This is a genomic window from Mangrovibacterium sp. (assembly GCF_059905295.1).
Window position 1 is genome coordinate 1 of sequence record NZ_JBZQJF010000128.1, and the last position, 17,705, is coordinate 17,705.

14 protein-coding genes are annotated in these 17,705 nt (G+C 43.0%); 6 read left to right on the forward strand and 8 right to left on the reverse strand.

The window, feature by feature from the left end:
• The 3 genes from AC37HE_RS06705 to AC37HE_RS06715 form a co-directional block, all read right to left on the reverse strand.
• The coding region (locus tag AC37HE_RS06705) for a DUF4831 family protein (RefSeq protein WP_500782029.1) at positions 1 to 570 on the reverse strand (570 nt) is incomplete at its 3' end.
• 176 nt (positions 571 to 746) lie between these two features.
• On the reverse strand, positions 747 to 1,202 hold the full coding sequence (locus tag AC37HE_RS06710; protein WP_500782030.1) for a helix-turn-helix domain-containing protein: 456 nt from the start codon (positions 1,200 to 1,202) through the stop codon (positions 747 to 749).
• Between the two features lie 403 nt (positions 1,203 to 1,605).
• Positions 1,606 to 3,129 (reverse strand): NAD(P)H-hydrate dehydratase, encoded by a 1,524-nt coding sequence (locus tag AC37HE_RS06715; protein ID WP_500782031.1) that lies wholly within the window; start codon positions 3,127 to 3,129, stop codon positions 1,606 to 1,608.
• Between the two features lie 230 nt (positions 3,130 to 3,359).
• Here AC37HE_RS06715 and AC37HE_RS06720 point away from each other — a divergent pair, with 230 nt between their 5' ends.
• Together AC37HE_RS06720 and AC37HE_RS06725 are read left to right on the forward strand one after the other, a co-directional pair.
• Entirely contained in the window at positions 3,360 to 4,886 is a 1,527-nt protein-coding gene (locus AC37HE_RS06720; RefSeq protein ID WP_500782032.1) for a peptide MFS transporter, read from the forward strand.
• A gap of 184 nt (positions 4,887 to 5,070) precedes the next feature.
• A complete protein-coding gene (locus AC37HE_RS06725) occupies positions 5,071 to 6,528 on the forward strand; it encodes an NAD(P)/FAD-dependent oxidoreductase (protein WP_500782033.1) in 1,458 nt (485 codons plus the stop codon).
• Positions 6,529 to 6,795: 267 nt separating this feature from the next.
• Here the strand turns inward: AC37HE_RS06725 and AC37HE_RS06730 are convergent, their stop codons facing one another.
• The 3 genes from AC37HE_RS06730 to acs form a co-directional block, all read right to left on the reverse strand.
• Positions 6,796 to 7,716: a putative 2-dehydropantoate 2-reductase gene (locus AC37HE_RS06730; protein WP_500782034.1), complete on the reverse strand. Its 921-nt coding sequence runs from the start codon at positions 7,714 to 7,716 to the stop codon at positions 6,796 to 6,798.
• A gap of 72 nt (positions 7,717 to 7,788) precedes the next feature.
• Positions 7,789 to 11,256, reverse strand: a complete 3,468-nt coding sequence (locus AC37HE_RS06735; RefSeq protein ID WP_500782035.1) for a PPi-type phosphoenolpyruvate carboxykinase family protein — start codon at positions 11,254 to 11,256, stop codon at positions 7,789 to 7,791.
• A gap of 269 nt (positions 11,257 to 11,525) precedes the next feature.
• Positions 11,526 to 13,439 (reverse strand): acetate--CoA ligase, encoded by a 1,914-nt coding sequence (gene acs, locus AC37HE_RS06740; RefSeq protein WP_500782036.1) that lies wholly within the window; start codon positions 13,437 to 13,439, stop codon positions 11,526 to 11,528.
• A gap of 289 nt (positions 13,440 to 13,728) precedes the next feature.
• Here acs and AC37HE_RS06745 point away from each other — a divergent pair, with 289 nt between their 5' ends.
• The 4 genes from AC37HE_RS06745 (at position 13,729) to AC37HE_RS06760 (ending at position 16,425) form a co-directional block, all read left to right on the forward strand.
• Entirely contained in the window at positions 13,729 to 14,790 is a 1,062-nt protein-coding gene (locus tag AC37HE_RS06745; protein WP_500782037.1) for an NAD-dependent epimerase/dehydratase family protein, read from the forward strand.
• Positions 14,787 to 15,431 carry an oxidoreductase gene (locus AC37HE_RS06750; protein WP_500782038.1) on the forward strand — a complete coding sequence of 215 codons (645 nt, stop codon included), beginning with the start codon at positions 14,787 to 14,789 and terminating at the stop codon, positions 15,429 to 15,431. Before AC37HE_RS06745 ends, AC37HE_RS06750 begins: the two co-directional genes overlap by 4 nt.
• A gap of 151 nt (positions 15,432 to 15,582) precedes the next feature.
• Positions 15,583 to 16,032 carry a hypothetical protein gene (locus tag AC37HE_RS06755; RefSeq protein ID WP_500782039.1) on the forward strand — a complete coding sequence of 150 codons (450 nt, stop codon included), beginning with the start codon at positions 15,583 to 15,585 and terminating at the stop codon, positions 16,030 to 16,032.
• 108 nt (positions 16,033 to 16,140) lie between these two features.
• Complete coding sequence (locus AC37HE_RS06760; RefSeq protein WP_500782040.1) at positions 16,141 to 16,425, forward strand: hypothetical protein; 285 nt, start codon at positions 16,141 to 16,143, stop codon at positions 16,423 to 16,425.
• Between the two features lie 56 nt (positions 16,426 to 16,481).
• Here the strand turns inward: AC37HE_RS06760 and AC37HE_RS06765 are convergent, their stop codons facing one another.
• Positions 16,482 to 16,895, reverse strand: coding sequence for a DoxX family protein (locus AC37HE_RS06765; RefSeq protein ID WP_500782041.1), 414 nt, complete (start codon positions 16,893 to 16,895; stop codon positions 16,482 to 16,484).
• Between the two features lie 105 nt (positions 16,896 to 17,000).
• Positions 17,001 to 17,486: a nucleoside deaminase gene (locus AC37HE_RS06770; RefSeq protein WP_500782042.1), complete on the reverse strand. Its 486-nt coding sequence runs from the start codon at positions 17,484 to 17,486 to the stop codon at positions 17,001 to 17,003.
• Positions 17,487 to 17,705: the final 219 nt, after the last annotated feature.

Below are 17,705 nucleotides of genomic sequence, written 5' to 3' on the forward strand. Positions count from 1 at the left end.
ACGTTTGCGCAATTTTGTAATGGTATGGGCTGCTTCCTGAGCTTTTTCCTGCAGCGTTTTTGCAATCAAAATATTAGCCGAAGCCGAATCGGGCTTTTCAAAGAATGGATTCAGTGACAAATCTGTAAACGGATACTCCGGTATACTATTATCATCGGTGAAGCTTGTTACCGAAGGTGCAGCCACTTTGGTTTTGACAGTCGTGTTGATTGCAGCCAGCACTCCTTCTTCGGTCAGGCTGATTAACGATCCATTTTCGCCGGCTGTTTTATAAACCTGGTTCGGGTCGGGCTCTGCAAACGTTTCAATACTCACGCCGGTAATGGTCCACTTTTCGCTATCGCTTGTTGGTGCATTCTTTAGTCCGAGCATGCCCTCGGCATATTGCGCATAGGGTCCGGCAAATAATTTTTCGCGTTCGGCTTTCACATGAATGCGCACCCCCGTACGCGGCAGGCTGTATACCAATCCACCGGTCATAACCGGAGCTGCATTTTTATCGTTACGCTGTGCCAGGGTTGGCAAACTTGTTACGGCCATTAAAACGAATAAAAGGAATCTGATTTTCATATTTTTCTGTTTAATTTTTAGCGGCTTATAATCCGCAGAATCGGATGTTTCTGAACTTCATTTGGCTTTTGGTATTTCCGCCAAGCCCAAAAATAGCGAATCACTTAGCAATGTACCATGATTTCGTCCCAAAATTTGGCAATTAATCAACGAACTAATCCCTGCGGCAACCAGGACTAAAAATGATAGCGGCGCCTGGATCCCCACTTTTGTATGGAGCGGTATTGATAAGGCTGCATACGCTTGTGAACCTGAAAAAACTGGGTAAAAGCACTCGACGAGAAATTGAGCAAGCCCGCAATACGGGTTAACGACAGGTTGGTGTAAACCAACAAATCGCAGGCCACCAGCACCAGGTAATCGCTAATCCATTCGTGTGTGGTTGTACCGGCCATACAGCGCATGGCCCCGTCGAGGCAGCGGGGATCAACACCCAGCGCCAGGGCATAGGTCTTGGCCGGCCGCCGGCAATAGATAACAACCAACCGCGCAAAACGATCCATATAATTGTTGCCGCTTTCCTTATTCGGTTGAAGAAGCTCGGACAAGGTTTGCGGTTTTGGAGTGGGTTGCTCTACAAGTCCGGCATAAATCATAGCGGGAGTAATCAGTGTGTATTCAGGAATAATCATTGGTTGTTTGTTTTAGTTTGCTTTAAGTTACAACCTCCTGATTAAAAAGACAATATTTTGAAAGGAAGAAACGCTCCTGCGCTTCAGTGGTAGCCCAACACGCCTCCGGGTTACTATTCCCCCATATCCGGGGGCTAACATAAACGCCCAAAGATTTTATGCCGCTCAGTCACGCCTAAAAAAAGTAACCAATTGTTTTAATCCCTTTCCGAGAAGGATAAAAACTTCTTCAAAAGATTTTAGATCTTGTAACAAAGCATAAAAACTTTTGCAATAGATTTCATGCCGTGTAACAAGGGATAAAATCTTTGCTCGAATGATTTTAAGCCCGTCAGAGCGGCCTTAAAAAAATTAGCATAGGATTATATGCGCGCCGGAGCGGCTTAAAATCTTTGAGTGTAAATTAGTCGTTGTAATTCTGCAGCAAGGAAAAAGCTTCGCCCAGATGGACCACGATATCGCTCGACACGAGCGCCTCGTACCCCAGATGTTCGGCGGCCAAATCGCCGGCCAGTCCGTGCAGATAAACAGCCAGTAAGGCAGCCTCCTTCGGACGATACCGCTGTGCCAGCAAGCCCAGGATGATTCCGGTGAGCACATCGCCACTACCTGCAGTAGCCATTCCCGGGTTACCGGTAGTGTTAAAATAGATTTCACCGTCGGGCATACTGATAGAGGTGAACCCACCTTTCAACACCACAATAACACCATACTTCATCGAAAAGGCTTGTTGCAGCACCAGCTGTGTGTACGAATCAGTTGTAGCTTCGGTTAATCGTTCAAATTCCTTCGGGTGCGGCGTCAATATGGTATTCACCGGAAGGTAATCGAGCCACTCCTTCCGCATAGCCAAAATATTTAAAGCGTCGGCATCGAGCACCAGCGCTTCTGGTTTAGCAAACAACAACTCCTTCACGCCTCGTTGCGAGTTTGGCTTGGTACCGATGCCTGGCCCCACTCCAACAGCCGAAAAAGGCTCCAACTTCGGAAACTCGGTAAACATCAGATCCGATGCATCGATCGAGCACATGGCTTCGGGCACTGCCGTTTGCAGCACAGGCGCTCCAGAATGTGGAACATGGGTTGTAAGCAATCCAACCCCCGAACGCAAACAAGCCTTTGAGGCCAGCACCGCAGCTCCCATCTTGCTATAAGCGCCGGCAATAAGAAGTCCATGCCCAAAGGTTCCTTTGTGCGAAAACATGGAGCGAACTTTCAACAAGGGTGACACATCAGCCATATCGAGGAAGTAGAAAGAGGTCGGTTTTTCAGCAATACCCTCTTCGTGCAACCCGATGGGCAACACTTCCCAGACGCCTAAAATATCTTCATGCTCAGCAAAGAAAAAACTCAGTTTTGGAAACTGAAAAGTCAGTGTATAGGTAGCCTGAATCACATTTTCAAGCTTATTTTCAGAGTTATCCTCGCCAAACAAGCCACTCGGTATGTCGATTGCCAAAATTTCGGCAGCCTGTTGGTTCAGGTAATTGACCAACTCCAAAGCAAGGCCCTCCAAGGGGCGATTTAGTCCTGAGCCAAACAGTCCGTCGATCACCAAAGCATCTGCTGGAATTTCAGGGAAATTGCCGGCATCACTCAGGACCGTAATCTCAACTTTCGCCTGTTGTTGCAAACGAACCAGGTTAACCTCGGGTGAACCAGTCAACGACTTACCCAAATTAAGCAAATAAACATGGCACTGGTAATCGAAGTCGGCCATCATGCGGGCAACAGCTAAGGCATCGCCCCCATTATTCCCTGGTCCCACAAAAAAACAGAGCATTCGCTCGTTCGAAATTTGCTTGACGATCCAATCGGCAACCTGCAAAGAAGCTCGCTCCATGAGGTCTAGATTTGAAATTGGTTCATGTTGCATGGTCCATTCATCCAACTCAGCAATTTGGTGACTTGTAAATATTTTATTCATCGTAGACTTAATTTTTTTTGAGATCAAATGTTTTCTATTCATAAAATTAACGAATGTCCCCGGCCAAACAAGACACAAAACGAAAGTTTATGCTTACATTTCAGACAAAGAATCAATCGAAAATGAGGCTTTTATTTCGAAAGAAGATCAAAAGTATGACATGTTTCAACAAATTGTATTTTTATAATTGATAATTTTGACAGCTTAAATCAAAAAATTTTTTCGCAGTTATGAGTGATAAGAACAAAGCTTTCTTTGGGCATCCGATGGGACTGTCAACGCTGTTCGCCAGTGAGATGTGGGAACGGTTCAGCTACTATGGAATGCGTGCCTTACTGGTGCTCTTCCTGACAGCTCAATATGCCACCGGCGGTTTTGACATGGCCGAGTTGGATGCATTCACCATCTATGGTATTTTCACCGGGTTAGTATATGTTACCCCTATCTTCGGAGGGATTCTGGCAGATAAAGTTCTCGGCCAACGCAAATCAATCTATATTGGTGGTCTTACCATGGCCATCGGTCAGTTTTTGTTGTCGTCGAGCGCTTGGTTACATGGTGCCGACACCGCAATGGAAACCCGTCAAACCTTATTTTACGCAGGTTTAGGTATTTTGATTGCCGGTAATGGTTTCTTCAAGCCGAACATTTCAACCATGGTTGGTGAACTATACGATAACAACGACCCGCGCAAAGACGGTGGTTTCACCATCTTCTACATGGGTATTAACATTGGAGCTTTCTTATCGCCTCTTGTTGCCGGTAAACTGGGAGAACAAGTTGCCTGGCAATATGGATTCTTAGCTGCAGGTATCGGTATGGTAATCGGTACAACCTGGTTCTTATTCCGCAGCCACACCCTCGGACATATTGGTATGCCTCCCAAGGTAAAAAGTGAACGAATACGCCTGGCGATCAATGACTGGTTTAACGTTTTAACCTATGTAGTTGCTGTTGTTGCTGTTATTTTTGGGGTAATTCTGGGTTGGGGAGCACTTCCGACTTTTGTTACTGATGCAATCATCTGGATTGTGGCCATTGGAGGTGTTTTTGTACTCGGATTAAACATCTTTAAAGGGACATCAGGTAAAACTGAATGGTCACGTATCGGTGTAATCCTGGTTTTAGCTTTATTCAATATTTTCTTCTGGGCTGGTTTTGAGCAAGCAGGAACAACGTTCAACGTTTTTGCACGCGACAATACGCAACGTATGATCGGAAGTTTTGAAATTCCGGCTACCTGGTTCCAGAGTGTAAACGCGATTTACATTGTTATTTTTGCCCCAATCTTTAGCATCCTGTGGACAGCACTGGATAAGCGCAAATTGAACCCAAACACCCCTATGAAATTTGCCTGGGGGATGATTTTCCTGGCATTAGGTTTTGTTGTTATGGCTTTCGCTTATACCCGTTCAACCTCAGGTGAAGCCATTCGTTTGGTTAGCCCGCTGTGGTTATGCATGGTATTCCTGCTCCACACATTTGGCGAATTGTGTTTATCGCCAATCGGACTTTCAATGGTAACAAAACTATCGCCTCCCAAACTGGTTTCAACCATGATGGGGATCTGGATGGGTTCATTTGCTGCCGGTAACTTCGTTGCCTCTCAGATGAAAGCAATCTCATTAGATTTGCAAGCAGCCATGGGTGCCGACATTCAGGTATTCTGGATGATTGCCATTCAGTCTGCAATCATTGCTGTTATCCTGGTCATCTTATCACCTTGGTTAAAACGCATGATGCACGGTATTAAATAAGAGATTTCGAACGATAAATATTGAAGAAGCCCCTGTCAATTTATTTGGCCGGGGCTTCTCTTTTTACATTGGGACACCCTACCTTCATAAAAACTGATATACAACATCCTAAGTCGAACGTTTTATTTTTAGTGCTACCTTTAATTCAAACATTAGTCCACTAAATAAATCAAACTTCCGACCTATGGCAAAAGTAGTCGTTTTAGGGGCAGGTATTTCGGGACACACAGCTGCCTCATTCCTCAAAAAGATGCTCGGCAAGAATCATGAAGTTGTTGTTATTTCACCTAACCGTTATTACCAATGGGTTCCCTCAAACATTTGGGTTGGTGTTGGAAGAATGACTGTTGACCAGGTTCGGTTTCCTCTTGACAAAGTCTACCGGAAATGGGGAATCATTTACAAACAGGCCAAAGCACTGGAATTTTATCCGGAAGGAGATTCAGAAAACTCTTCTCCATTTGTGACGATCGAATACGTTTCGAGTGAGCAAAAAGGACAACGAGAACAAGTTAGTTACGACTACCTGGTAAATGCAACCGGGCCAAAATTAAACTTTGAGGCAACTCCCGGTTTAGGCCCCGGAAAGCATTCCTATTCTGTATGTTCTTACGATCATGCCTTCCATGCCTGGGAAGCCCTTCAAAAAGCTATTGATGCGATGGAAAACGGCCAAAAACAACGTTTCCTGATAGGTACAGGCCATCCCGCTGCAACTTGTCAGGGTGCAGCTTTTGAGTATACTTTGAATATTGCTTTCGAGCTAAAGCGAAGAAAGCTGAGCCATATGGCCGAAATTACCTGGATCACGAATGAGTTTGAGCTCGGTGATTTTGGGATGGGTGGTGCCTTTGTAAAACGAGGTGGGTATATTACGCCAACCAAAGTCTTCACAGAATCGGTTTTGACAGAGAATAATATTACATGGATAAAGCGCGCAGGAGTTACAAAACTCGAGGAGGGCGTTGTCCATTATCAAACACTCTCCGGCGAAGAGCAAATACAAGAGTTTGACTTCGCCATGCTTATTCCTGCCTTTAAGGGACAGGACTTCAAAGCTTTCTCGAAAACAGGAGAGGATATTACCGCAAAATTATTTGCCCCCAATGGGTTCATGCGCGTTGATGCTGATTACACACCCAAAGATTTTGAGGATTGGAGCGTTGCCGACTGGCCTCAAACTTATCAAAGCCCAGAATACGCCAACATATATGCAACCGGTATCGCCTTTGCCCCACCGCACGGCATCTCGAAACCGATGAAGAGTCCGACTGGTTTATCGATTACTCCGTCGCCACCGCGAACAGGCATGCCATCCGGTGTGACCGGGAAAATCGTTGCACAGAACATTGCTCACTTCATTAAACATGGAGGAACCGAACACAAACACACGGCCAGTATGGGACGCATGGGGGCAGCCTGTATTGTATCAGCCGGCTACAGCATGACCAAAGGGTTGGGTGCAACCATGACTGTTTCTCCCATCGTTCCCGATTGGCAGCGCTACCCCGAATGGGGCCGGGACATTAGTGCAACTGTTGGCGAAGTAGGCTTGGCCGGCCACTGGATTAAGCTGTTCTTACACTATATGTTTATACACAAAGCAAAAGGCTACCCATTTTGGTGGCTGTTACCCGAATAATTAAACCTGAAGACAATGGGAAATAAAACTAAAATACGAGGGTACAAAGACGAGTTTTATCCGCCTGTCCCCACTAAAGCAACCAAATTCTGGAGAACCAATATCATCTACCAGTTCTATAAATTCTGGAGATTGAATTTTAAGATTATGCGAATCGTGGTCAAGGGCCACTCGTAGTTGTTGTTTGGATTTATAACTAGAAAGGCTGCCTTTTTGAGGCAGCCTTTTCTATATCTTAAATCGTTCAGCGTTCCGCCTAACCAATACTTACTTCAAATTCATTGCATTATAAAAATGCAACTGCTTCTCGAGCATCTCCACCTTTTCCATTTTAAATCCATTTTTGAATGCATGCGCAATCGGCTGACTATAAATTGCATCAATCTCCAATGGCCGTTTGTGATCGTAATCCAGCTTCATACTTGGAGCATAAGGAGTCATCTTGGCTGTCATAGCCATCATCTTATCCGCAAATTCACGTTTTAAGAAAACACCACAAGCATTGGCAGCATCAATAACCTCGTACATCATATCGTGAGCCAGCGTGCTAACTTTCTCATTCGCCATAATCTGATCAGTCGTTGCATTTAAAACAACTGTCAACCCATTAAACGGCACATTCCAAACCAGTTTTTGCCAACGTGCTTCATCTAAGTCTGCTGTTACCCGACATGGAACACCCGCTGCGACAAAATCATCATTAACTTCTTCTAATACCGAACTGTTTTCCAAATTATAGGCACCAATTATCAACCGCCCGAGATCGAGGTGATTAATATGTCCCGGGCCAACCTTATTGGAGCAAATAAAAGCCAAAGCTCCGGCAACCTGTATTCCGGGTATTTGCTCAACGACCTGCTGTTCTATTCCCAACCCATTCTGAATAAGAACAACAACTGTATTCTCATGCATAATCGGTGTTAAAAGCTCCTTCAACAAATAATTATTGGTTGTCTTCAGGCAAACAAGTACCACGTCAGCCTTAGGCATATCAGCAGCACTTGCATATGCATGAATCGGCTGCACTACAAAATTGCCAAGAACTGAATCGACCTGAAGCCCGTTTTCCAGCACATGCCGGTAGTCCGAGTTCAACAGAAAGTGCACATCCTTTCCACTCTTCGCCAACATGCCACCATAGAAACCCCCCAAGGCTCCTGTTCCAATAACAGCATAACGTAAACTCATAAACAATCTCTTTATATATTGAAAAAAGAAAGGGAGCAATTATGCCCCCTTTCAACTATCTGAAATTTAAATTTATTCAGCAATAGGTTGCATTGGATCCAAACCCAGTGTACCTTTTAATACATCCAGGTATTCAGCACTGCTAACTTTCTCCAATTCAGCTTTCGCTTTCGCCAAACGAGCTGGCAAATCTAAACGAACTGAGGTTGAAGCGAAGTTCTTACGGCTGAGGATATCCTCAATGTAAGCAACACTTTGAGCGCAACGTTCAATATCAGAATTTTGTTTAGCCACCAGACGTTCTTTGTACCAATCACTATTCAGTACTACTTCAGGAGTAAACATAGCACGAATCTCCGGATCGTGGCGATCTTTTCCTTTGTAAGTACCGTCAATCATGATGTACACCAATGCTTTCAATGGCGGACACAAACGTTCAACAGTTCCATCAGTCATCAAACCTTCAGCAACACGTTTTTGTGTAATTGAAAGGTTATCTATTGAAGCAACGAACATATCCAAATCCTGCAACTCAGGACGCAACATTTCTTCGTCGAATACGGCATCTGCTTTACTGAAGATACGAGCCATAAAATGTTTCACAAACTTCACAGTGATACGATATCCCAGCAAGCTCGCGTCAATCTTACGTCCTTGGTATTCGAAATCGTCAACCTTCTCCAGGTATCCGTTTTCGATCAGGAATTTAGGATCGCGTTCAGCAACTGACATACGACACCAGATTTCTGGAATCAACAAGCTCACATCGTGGTCTACTTTGTATTTCGGACCAACATAACCTGCAGCAGAACTGAATCCATCGTAACCAGTCAAAATATAGGACAGGAAGGCATTGTTCAGGTCAGCAGCCGGTAACAAGTTGTTGAAAGGACCTTTTGTCAAGGCACCTTCAGAACCGAAACCAGTTGTAGATGGTGATTTACCGGTAATACTACAGATAAAGTCAATAAACAATTCTGGTAACTCCTGGTAGTGAACCGGATTGTATACAGCCAAAGGCGGTACATTATTCGCTGGTTCCGCAGGGTTATTACGACGTCCCGGCAGTACAGCGTTAACCGGCATATATAATGGCTTATCCAACGGAATCTTACGGAAGATACGAGTTGCAATTTCAGCAACATATTTATCCAACGGATCTACCAGGTCAGGACGGGTTTGCAGGTAACGTACGTTCTTTGATGGTTTTCCGTCAACCAAACGAGGTTCTGACGGAATAACCAGATATTCCGGTTTATCAGATTTCAGGAATTTGTTGATCATCTCTTTAACCGGCTCAGTGTACAACTCAAAACCAATTGCATCATCCTTAATTGCCTGAACCTGTTCGCGAGTCAAAGGCTCGAAGTTAGACACGAAAGTGCCGGCACTTGAAAGGTCTTTTTCCGCCTGCTTGTCATATCCTTTAATAACAGCATCATCAGGACGCTGGAACAGACGTGCTTCGCAGTTCTTGACGATCTTCACACTCGGATTTGTGTACTCAGGATTCAGATCCGCTAATTTATCTGAACCTAAAACAACTGAAGCTGTGATATCATCTTCAACCTGAACTTTGGCAGATGGGTTAAAATCCTGACGTAACAAGAAAATTCTCCATGAACCATCAGCATCATGTCCTACGCGCAAGTAGTTCGAAAGTAATTTATTACTCTTATATTTCAATTCATTACCAGGTACCCCATTCACCTTATCAACGGAGAAATATTTTCTCCAGTCAGTATCCCACTCTTGCGAATAGTTCCCCTTGATAACGTAAATCAATACTTTAATACGCTGAGGTAATGAAGCCAACCAATCGTTGTATTCATCTGTATAAACATCAGACGGAGTCAATAATTTGATCACTGAACCCAACGAACGCTTTGTACTTAAAATATGGCGTGGTTTATTTACCGAATAATCAGCCGGAACTTTGAAACGATTTGAAAAATCATGAGCCATGATTTTTTCAACCATGTCCAGGTCTTCAGTCAAATCACCAACGATGTATGATCCCTGGATCATTGCATCTTTGATTGATTTGGAGATCTCTGATTTACCACCACCTGATACGGTACAAGGTTTATGACAAAGTGTTCCTTCAGCATGCGTACCTGTAAGGTGCCATTTTGGTCCTTCGATACGTTTCTTCATTTCTACTTTGTAACCGTTCGGGTAAATGTAAACTTTATAAGGCAACAATTTGATTGATTGCTTTTCAGCACCCTGTTTCCAGCTTACACTCTGTGTATTCAAATCGAACACAGCATCTTCCGGTACGTAGATTACGCTTTTGAAATTAACGTCAACTGCATATCCTTCCGGTTTCAGCTCAATCAAATCGGCATATTGATAGATGAAAGAAGCGAAGTTCATTCCGTTAGAAGGAATACGCTCATCGATGTAGCATTTTTCCCCTAAGTTATAGCTACGACAGGCAATTGCACCACCGGCATGTTCTTCTTCAGCCAAACCATAAAGGTTCGCAGAGTAACCGATCATGGTTTTAACTTCTTTCTTGCAATAACCAAAATAGTTATCCGAGATCAAGGTAATAACAACGCCACGCTCATCACGACAAGTCAGTTTGAAAGCGCTTCCATCGTTATACTTTTCAGTCTCATCTTTCCAGCACATACCATCACGACGTTGACGTTCTGTAGCATTGTCGTAATGAGGTAAGCCCAATTCTTTTTTCGTTAAGCTATTCAGGTGAGGAGCCAGGATAACGCAGCCAGTATGTCCTGTCCAGTGCTCCGGATCCAGTGCTGCATCATTCTCAGGCAAGAATGGGTCTCCGGCATTACCAAAAATTGATTCAACGAAGTCAAGGTTTGACACCAGGCTACCAGGTGCTAAGAATGCAACTTCCATTGATTTTTCGGCAATCACTCCCGGCACTTCAGGAACAACGATAGGACGAAGCATTAAGCTTACAAACAATTGTGCCGGATTTTCCAACTTTGCAGTAAACGGCAAAGTTGTAATTTCTTTTGGCGGATTTAAGGCAGCTTGCAACAATTTGCAAAAAGCAATTTTTGACACAGCCTTTTTGTCCGCAGGAATTGGCAATCCACCTTCTACAACATGGAACACACCTTTTGTTGTACGACGGTCGGATGCCGGGTTATTCAAAATCCCCTGAGCAGTACGATAAGTTTTAATTTGCTCAGTCTCGTGGTAGTCTTCTCCGGGAGGAATAGAAATAATACGAGCCAACCCGTAACGGTCTAAAATAAAAGGATTCTCAGGGAAAGTTATGGCATTGTCACCCGGCACATCACTCAGATAATCTTCCAGGAAACCCCGGATTCTCATCCCCAAAGGAGAAGCATTATTGGATAACAAACGTGATTTGATGTTATAGTTATTCAACAACGGCTTAGCAATCTCCAGGAAATCAGTTTTAATACCTGAATTACAAGTCGGATAACCATCGGCTGCCAGCTTCAAATTAATGTACTGGATCTTTTTTTTCTCTGACACCTCGGGCTCATTTACTTCTAAGCCAATTCCAAAGGTTCTGTTTACAGTCATGGTTTATGAATTATTTAAATTAAACTCGAAAAGCTGAAGGGTAACATTATCGAAAGTAGTTTTTGCTTGTATCATTAGTATTTACGTTTCCGTATTTCGATAGTTTCCTTCAAACATCAGCTCGAAAGCCGATTTTTTAACTTTCCAAAAATAGCCAGAAATAAATGCCACGATCTGTTTGAATCTTCCCCGACACGAATTTTAACACAAAAGTTACACCGTCATAAACAAGGGCAAAAGTCACTATTTACGGACTTTTTCATCCTAATTTAGTGCTTCACCTCCACCAGTGCAGCCTCAATAATCTTCATCACAACGTCCTCATCCAGAAGGGTTGTCGTATCTCCAAGATTGGTTGCATCGCCCTCGGCAATCTTACGCAAAATCCGCCTCATAATCTTTCCGCTTCGGGTTTTTGGCAAGCCGGGCACAATCTGAACCAGATCCGGTCTGGCGATTGGTCCGATAATCTTACTCACACCTTGTTTAATAGAACGACGAATACCTTCTTCTCCTCCAGTCGACAACTCCGGACAAACAACAAAAGCGTAAATTCCCTGCCCTTTTATCGGATGCGGATAACCGACAACCGCTGATTCGTGAACTAAAGGGTGTTCATTAATCGCATTCTCAATTTCGGCTGTACCTAGACGGTGACCCGAAACATTGATAACGTCGTCAACACGCCCCAGAATACGGTAATAACCATCTTCGTCACGACGCACTCCATCTCCTGTAAAGTAAAGGTTTTTAAAAGTTGAAAAGTAGGTATCCCGAAAACGTTGATGATCTCCCCACAGCGTTCGCGCCATTCCCGGCCAGGGAAATTTAACGCACAAATTTCCCTCAACAGAGTTTCCTTTCAACTCCCTACCCTCATTATCGACGATAATCGGCACCACACCCGGTAGTGGCAAGGTTGCAAAAGAAGGTTTAGTTGGGGTTACCCCTGCAATTGGTGAAATTAGTACGCCTCCGGTTTCTGTTTGCCACCAGGTATCAACAATAGGACATCGGTTTTTGCCAACATGATCGTGGTACCAGTGCCAGGCATCTTCATTGATTGGTTCACCAACGGTCCCCAGTACTTTTAACGAGTCTAAATTCTTCCCTTCCAGGTATTCGTTCCCCAACGAAAGCAACGATCGAATTGCTGTAGGAGCGGTATAAAACTGGTTAACTCCAAATTTACCGACGATGTCCCAGAAGCGACCTGCATCGGGCCAGGTCGGTATTCCCTCGAACATAACAGTCTGAGCACCATTCAACAAAGGTCCGTAAACAATATAGGAATGTCCGGTAATCCATCCAATATCGGCTGTACAGAAATACACATCCCCCCGGCTGTATTGAAAAACATTTCGGAATGTATAAGTTGTATAAACCATGTACCCGGCCGTTGTATGGACAATCCCCTTTGGCTTTCCGGTTGAACCGGAAGTATACAAAATAAATAACGGGTCTTCCGCATCCATCTCTTCAGCAGCACAGTAATCCGACTGTCCATCAATAAAATCGTGCCACCATATATCGCGACCTCCAACCATTTCAACCGGCATATTAGTTCGTTTCAAAACAACAACGGTACGTACTCCCTGACAAGCTTTCAGTGCTTCATCCACTATTTCTTTCAATGGAGTCACTTTGGCTCCTCTAAAACCACCATCTGCAGTTAATACAATCTTAGCGTCAGCATCATTTATCCGTTCACTTAAAGCCTGTGCTGAAAAACCGGCAAAAATAACGGAGTGAATGGCACCAATCCGAGCACAAGCCAAGAGTGCTATGGCCAACTCCGGAACCATTGGCATATACAAGGCAACCCTATCTCCTTTTTGAACCCCTTTACTGCGCAGACTGTTTGCCAGTTTATTAACCTCTGCGAATAATTCCCGGTAAGTTAGTTTTACAGATTGCTCTGCAGGATCGTTGGGTTCCCAGAGAATCGCTGTGTTATCCCCAATTGTATATAAATTTCGCTCGAAAATATTTTCAGTAATATTCAGTTTTGCATTCACAAACCAGTTGATATTTGGTTCTTCAAAGTTCCAGTCGATCACTTTATCCCATCGTTTTCGCCAATATAGGCACTCCGCCTGCTGCTCCCAAAAAGCATCCGGATTTAACAGACTTTTTTGATACTCGTGAAAATACCCGCCCAATGTGTGAATTTTGTTCATCATAATGTTTAACTTTTATTGATTTAGCCTATCAAACAAGGTTTGAGTTGTGCTAATTTAAACTGAATAAAAATAAGAACAAAGAGGTTATACAACATTAAACAACTAACAATGAAGCATTTCAAGCTAAAGCCAACGAAATTATTGTTCTTTCCCTAAGTATATTCCTGTCTCAATCCTTTCATTTCAAAACCAACACATATTCTTGCTTTTAAGCGAAAATAATTTCACCTTAGTGATCGTTTTGATTTATGATAATTCGAAAAAAAACATAAAAACACAAAGAAAGAGCATGAAGACCATTGATTTGCACAAGCCAATTTTAGTTACAGGAGGAAGTGGCTACATGGCCTCCTGGATTATTAAATATTTGCTCGAAGAAGGTCGAACCGTCCATACAACAGTCAGAAGCCTGAACGATCAATCAAAAGTGCAACACCTACTTCACATTCAACATCACGCTCCGGGCACACTAAAGCTTTTTGAAGCTGATCTTTTAATCGATGGCTCCTTCGACGAAGCCGTTAAGGGATGCGAACTAATTATCCACACAGCATCGCCCTTTCAACTTACCGGCGTAAAGAACGCAGACAAAGAGCTTATTCAACCTGCACTTCAAGGGGTTCGAAATGTGTTTTTCTCAGCCAACGAAACAGGAAGTGTAAAACGAATCGTGCTCACTTCTAGTATCGTAGCATTAGTTGGTGACACCATCGAAATTCGCGATTTACCCAACCAAAAGGTCGATGAAAAATGTTGGAATACGAGCAGCACTCCCTCACATCAGCCATATCCTTTTTCGAAAACCATTGCTGAACGGGAAGCCTGGAAACTAATCGAAAAAATGAATGGTATTGATTTAGTGGTTATCAATCCGGGATTGATCTTTGGTCCCTCATTAAGCAAACGAGTGGACTCGACCAGCATAGGCCTAATGATCCAAATCATGTCAGGCAAATTCAAAACCGGTGTTCCGGCAGGAGCACAGGCTGTTGTTGATGTACGCGATATCGCTCGTGCCCATATCAAAGCTGGACTTTCGCCGGAAGTAAGCGGACGTCACCTCGTAGCTACTGATTTAAAAGATTTTCTTGACATGGCAAACATCATCGGCACTAGATACCCGAACTATCCACTTCCGACTAAACATGTTCCTAAATGGCTGTTTAAACTAATTGCGCCCCTGATGGGATATTCCCGCAAATTTGTGGAACGCAACATTGGTTACGATTTCAATTTCGATAATTCCTATGCCATCCAGGATCTAAACATCGAACTCACACCTTTCGTACAAACCATCAACGATCATGTAGAGCAATTAATAGATGACAAACTTATTGCTGATAAACGATGAAAGCATTAATCATTGGAGCTACTGGCCTTATCGGATCTGAGCTAACGAAACTCCTTCTGGCAACAGATATTTATTCAGAGATCGTGATTTTCACACGCCGCAGCACGGGTATCAGCCATCCCAGATTGAAAGAATATCAAATCGATTTTAACAAGCCAGAGGAATGGAAAGAACATGTTCGCGGATTCGTTCTTTTTTCGGCCTTGGGTACAACAATAAAAAAAGCAAAAACGAAAGAAAACCAATACCGAATCGATTATAGCTTTCAGTATGAATTTGCCAGGATTGCTGCGCAGAACGATGTTAAACATTACGTACTGGTTTCGTCAAGCGGCGCCGATCCCAACTCCCGATTCTTTTACCCCAAAATAAAAGGAGAATTGGAAGAAGCCGTACTACAACTCGATTTGCCCAATATCACAATTCTGCGCCCATCACTACTTTTAGGCAAACGAACTGAAAAAAGAATGGGCGAATCAATTGCTCAGCGATTGATGCCGGCAATAACGCGCTTTATCTTCCGAAAATACCGCCCGATACCGGCGAAGACTGTTGCCCGGGCAATGCTCAACGAATCATTGCGTCCCTCAGGTCGCAAAGTTTACGAGGCCGACGAAATTTTCAAGCTTGCTGAGGGATAGCACAAATAACTGACAAAAGGAAAGTTACAATCCTTGTTGACAAACTCAAGAACTTATTGACAATCATTAACAAAAGAAAGCTGTATATTCGCCCTCTCATTCAACCAAATGCTTGCTTGAACGTTTAAGAAATCATAAAAGGCAGATTGCAATGGATCATCTTTATACTGGATTTTTACACCTCCATAATGCGCTTCGTTGGATTATTCTATTGGCCGCATTGGTCACTCTTCTAAAATATTTCATTGGCTGGTTTGGTCAAAAGAACTGGAAAAAATCGGACAATATTTTGGGAGCTGTATTCACTTCCTTGCTGGATTTGCAGCTTCTGGTAGGAGTTGGACTATATGCATTTTTAAGCCCGATCACAAAAGCAGCATTTCAGGACTTCGGAATTGCCATGCAAAATGCAGACCTGCGCTTTTACGCCGTAGAACATTTAGTAATGATGCTCGTTGCTATTACCTTGGTGCACATTGGACGCATCAAAAGCAAAAGAGCGACTCAAAGCAAAGTAAAATACAGTACCGGCTTACTGTTTTTTGGAATAGCATATGTTATCATTTTGGCGGGGATCCCCTGGCAAAGAGTCATTAGCTAAATCCGTTTTCACTTGACCAACACTTTAATAAAAGCCTTTCTGTTAAACCATCAATTTTGACAGTTTACCAATAATGACTATCATTACCACTGAAACACAAATCACGCAATGAAGATTTTAATCGTAGCAATTTTAGTTTTTTTGGTCAACCTTCCGTTTGGAGCACTTCGGGGAAGAGAGCGAAAATATTCTTTTAAGTGGTTTTTGTATATCCACCTCCCTATTCCGTTGGTGGTATTTTTGCGGATATACAGCGATATCGGCTTTGCACTTTACACCTATCCAATACTTATTGCAGCCTTTTTCGGAGGTCAGCTAATTGGCCGCAAGTATTTCCCAATGAAACCAAAAGACAAAAAGACAACGGAAACTGATTGCACGACAGGAGCCTAAAAACTCCAATCTTCAACTTGTCAACCACTTTCCGTTCCCCTCAAAAATAGTCGGTTTTAATTACCCCGAATCAAGTTCCCCAAGGCAAAGCGACCGCTTCCAAAAACTAAAATCGTTGTAAACAACAATAAGAAAAGTACAGCCATTTCTTTAGCTGCAAAAGAATCATGTCCATGAATCATGAAAATAGCTACCAACATGGTAATAATAATCGGAATCGTGGCCAGGCGAGTTGTTATCCCTACGATAACTAAAACCGAACACAAAAATTCAGCAAACACCACCAAAATAAAAGAGGGTAACGCTCCTATACCAAAAGGATCGGCAAAAGCAGTATCACCATGCAGTAACTTCAAAAATTTTGGAATACCATGCGTCAGCATGGCACCTCCGGCTCCAATCCGTAATAAGAGCAACCATAAATTTTCAACAAAATCGTTCGATTTCGAACCAAGCATTCTTTTTCCCATTGTCTCTAAATATTATTGAGTATTCAAAATTCTCTTAACCGATTGCGAAGATAAGATAATCGGGAACACGTATAATCAGCCAGTACCCTAGGTTGGTTTTATTCTCTAATAGCGCGTATAACCGTCATTCTTTTTCCAGCTTTCAAATACACTCTGAGCTTCATTCCGCAGTAACTGATTGAAAGGAATACTCCGTTCACCAATTGGCATTTCAATCTGTTGATAAACAAAGTGATCATCAAAATTAATGGAAGCGGCATCTTCTTTCGTACAGGCATAAACGACCCGATCAGGACGAGCCCAATAAATCGCACCCAAACACATCGGGCAGGGTTCACAGGAGGTATAAATCACACATCCTTTCAACTGAAAAGCCTTCAATTTTTTACAAGCATCACGTATGGCAAGCACTTCGGCATGCGCTGTTGGATCGTTCTCCGAAGTTACCCGGTTATAGTTTTCAGCAATAATTTCTCCATCCTTAACGACCAGCGCTCCAAAAGGACCACCAGCTTTTGCGTTCATACCCTGCTCGGCCAAAGCAATAGCCCGCCTCATAAATATTAAATCCTGCTCATCCAACAACTTCATTCTTCAAAAATTTCGATTCATTCCACTAACTAAAAAAGACCATAAAATATTATCTATTTGTCAGATAAAAAGCAGTTAGACCAACAAATAAGAAACGAGCAACAAATATCTTTTACATTTCCCTACTCAGAGTATCTTTCAGCTAATGGATTTTCAGCAAACTGCCACTTTTACTTACGAATTAGTTTTGCATTTTGAAATTAATTCATACTTTTGTTC

What these genes read in the sequence shown, in the direction of transcription:
- AC37HE_RS06710 (WP_500782030.1), bottom strand. Translation starts at nt 1,202, where the DNA reads ATGATTATTCCTGAATACACACTGATTACTCCCGCTATGATTTATGCC.
- acs (WP_500782036.1), bottom strand. Translation starts at nt 13,439, where the DNA reads ATGATGAACAAAATTCACACATTGGGCGGGTATTTTCACGAGTATCAA.
- AC37HE_RS06755 (WP_500782039.1), top strand. Translation starts at nt 15,583, where the DNA reads ATGGATCATCTTTATACTGGATTTTTACACCTCCATAATGCGCTTCGT.
- AC37HE_RS06750 (WP_500782038.1), top strand. Translation starts at nt 14,787, where the DNA reads ATGAAAGCATTAATCATTGGAGCTACTGGCCTTATCGGATCTGAGCTA.
- AC37HE_RS06725 (WP_500782033.1), top strand. Translation starts at nt 5,071, where the DNA reads ATGGCAAAAGTAGTCGTTTTAGGGGCAGGTATTTCGGGACACACAGCT.
- AC37HE_RS06715 (WP_500782031.1), bottom strand. Translation starts at nt 3,129, where the DNA reads ATGAATAAAATATTTACAAGTCACCAAATTGCTGAGTTGGATGAATGG.
- AC37HE_RS06730 (WP_500782034.1), bottom strand. Translation starts at nt 7,716, where the DNA reads ATGAGTTTACGTTATGCTGTTATTGGAACAGGAGCCTTGGGGGGTTTC.
- AC37HE_RS06745 (WP_500782037.1), top strand. Translation starts at nt 13,729, where the DNA reads ATGAAGACCATTGATTTGCACAAGCCAATTTTAGTTACAGGAGGAAGT.
- AC37HE_RS06735 (WP_500782035.1), bottom strand. Translation starts at nt 11,256, where the DNA reads ATGACTGTAAACAGAACCTTTGGAATTGGCTTAGAAGTAAATGAGCCC.
- AC37HE_RS06770 (WP_500782042.1), bottom strand. Translation starts at nt 17,486, where the DNA reads ATGAAGTTGTTGGATGAGCAGGATTTAATATTTATGAGGCGGGCTATT.
- AC37HE_RS06765 (WP_500782041.1), bottom strand. Translation starts at nt 16,895, where the DNA reads ATGGGAAAAAGAATGCTTGGTTCGAAATCGAACGATTTTGTTGAAAAT.
- AC37HE_RS06720 (WP_500782032.1), top strand. Translation starts at nt 3,360, where the DNA reads ATGAGTGATAAGAACAAAGCTTTCTTTGGGCATCCGATGGGACTGTCA.
- AC37HE_RS06760 (WP_500782040.1), top strand. Translation starts at nt 16,141, where the DNA reads ATGAAGATTTTAATCGTAGCAATTTTAGTTTTTTTGGTCAACCTTCCG.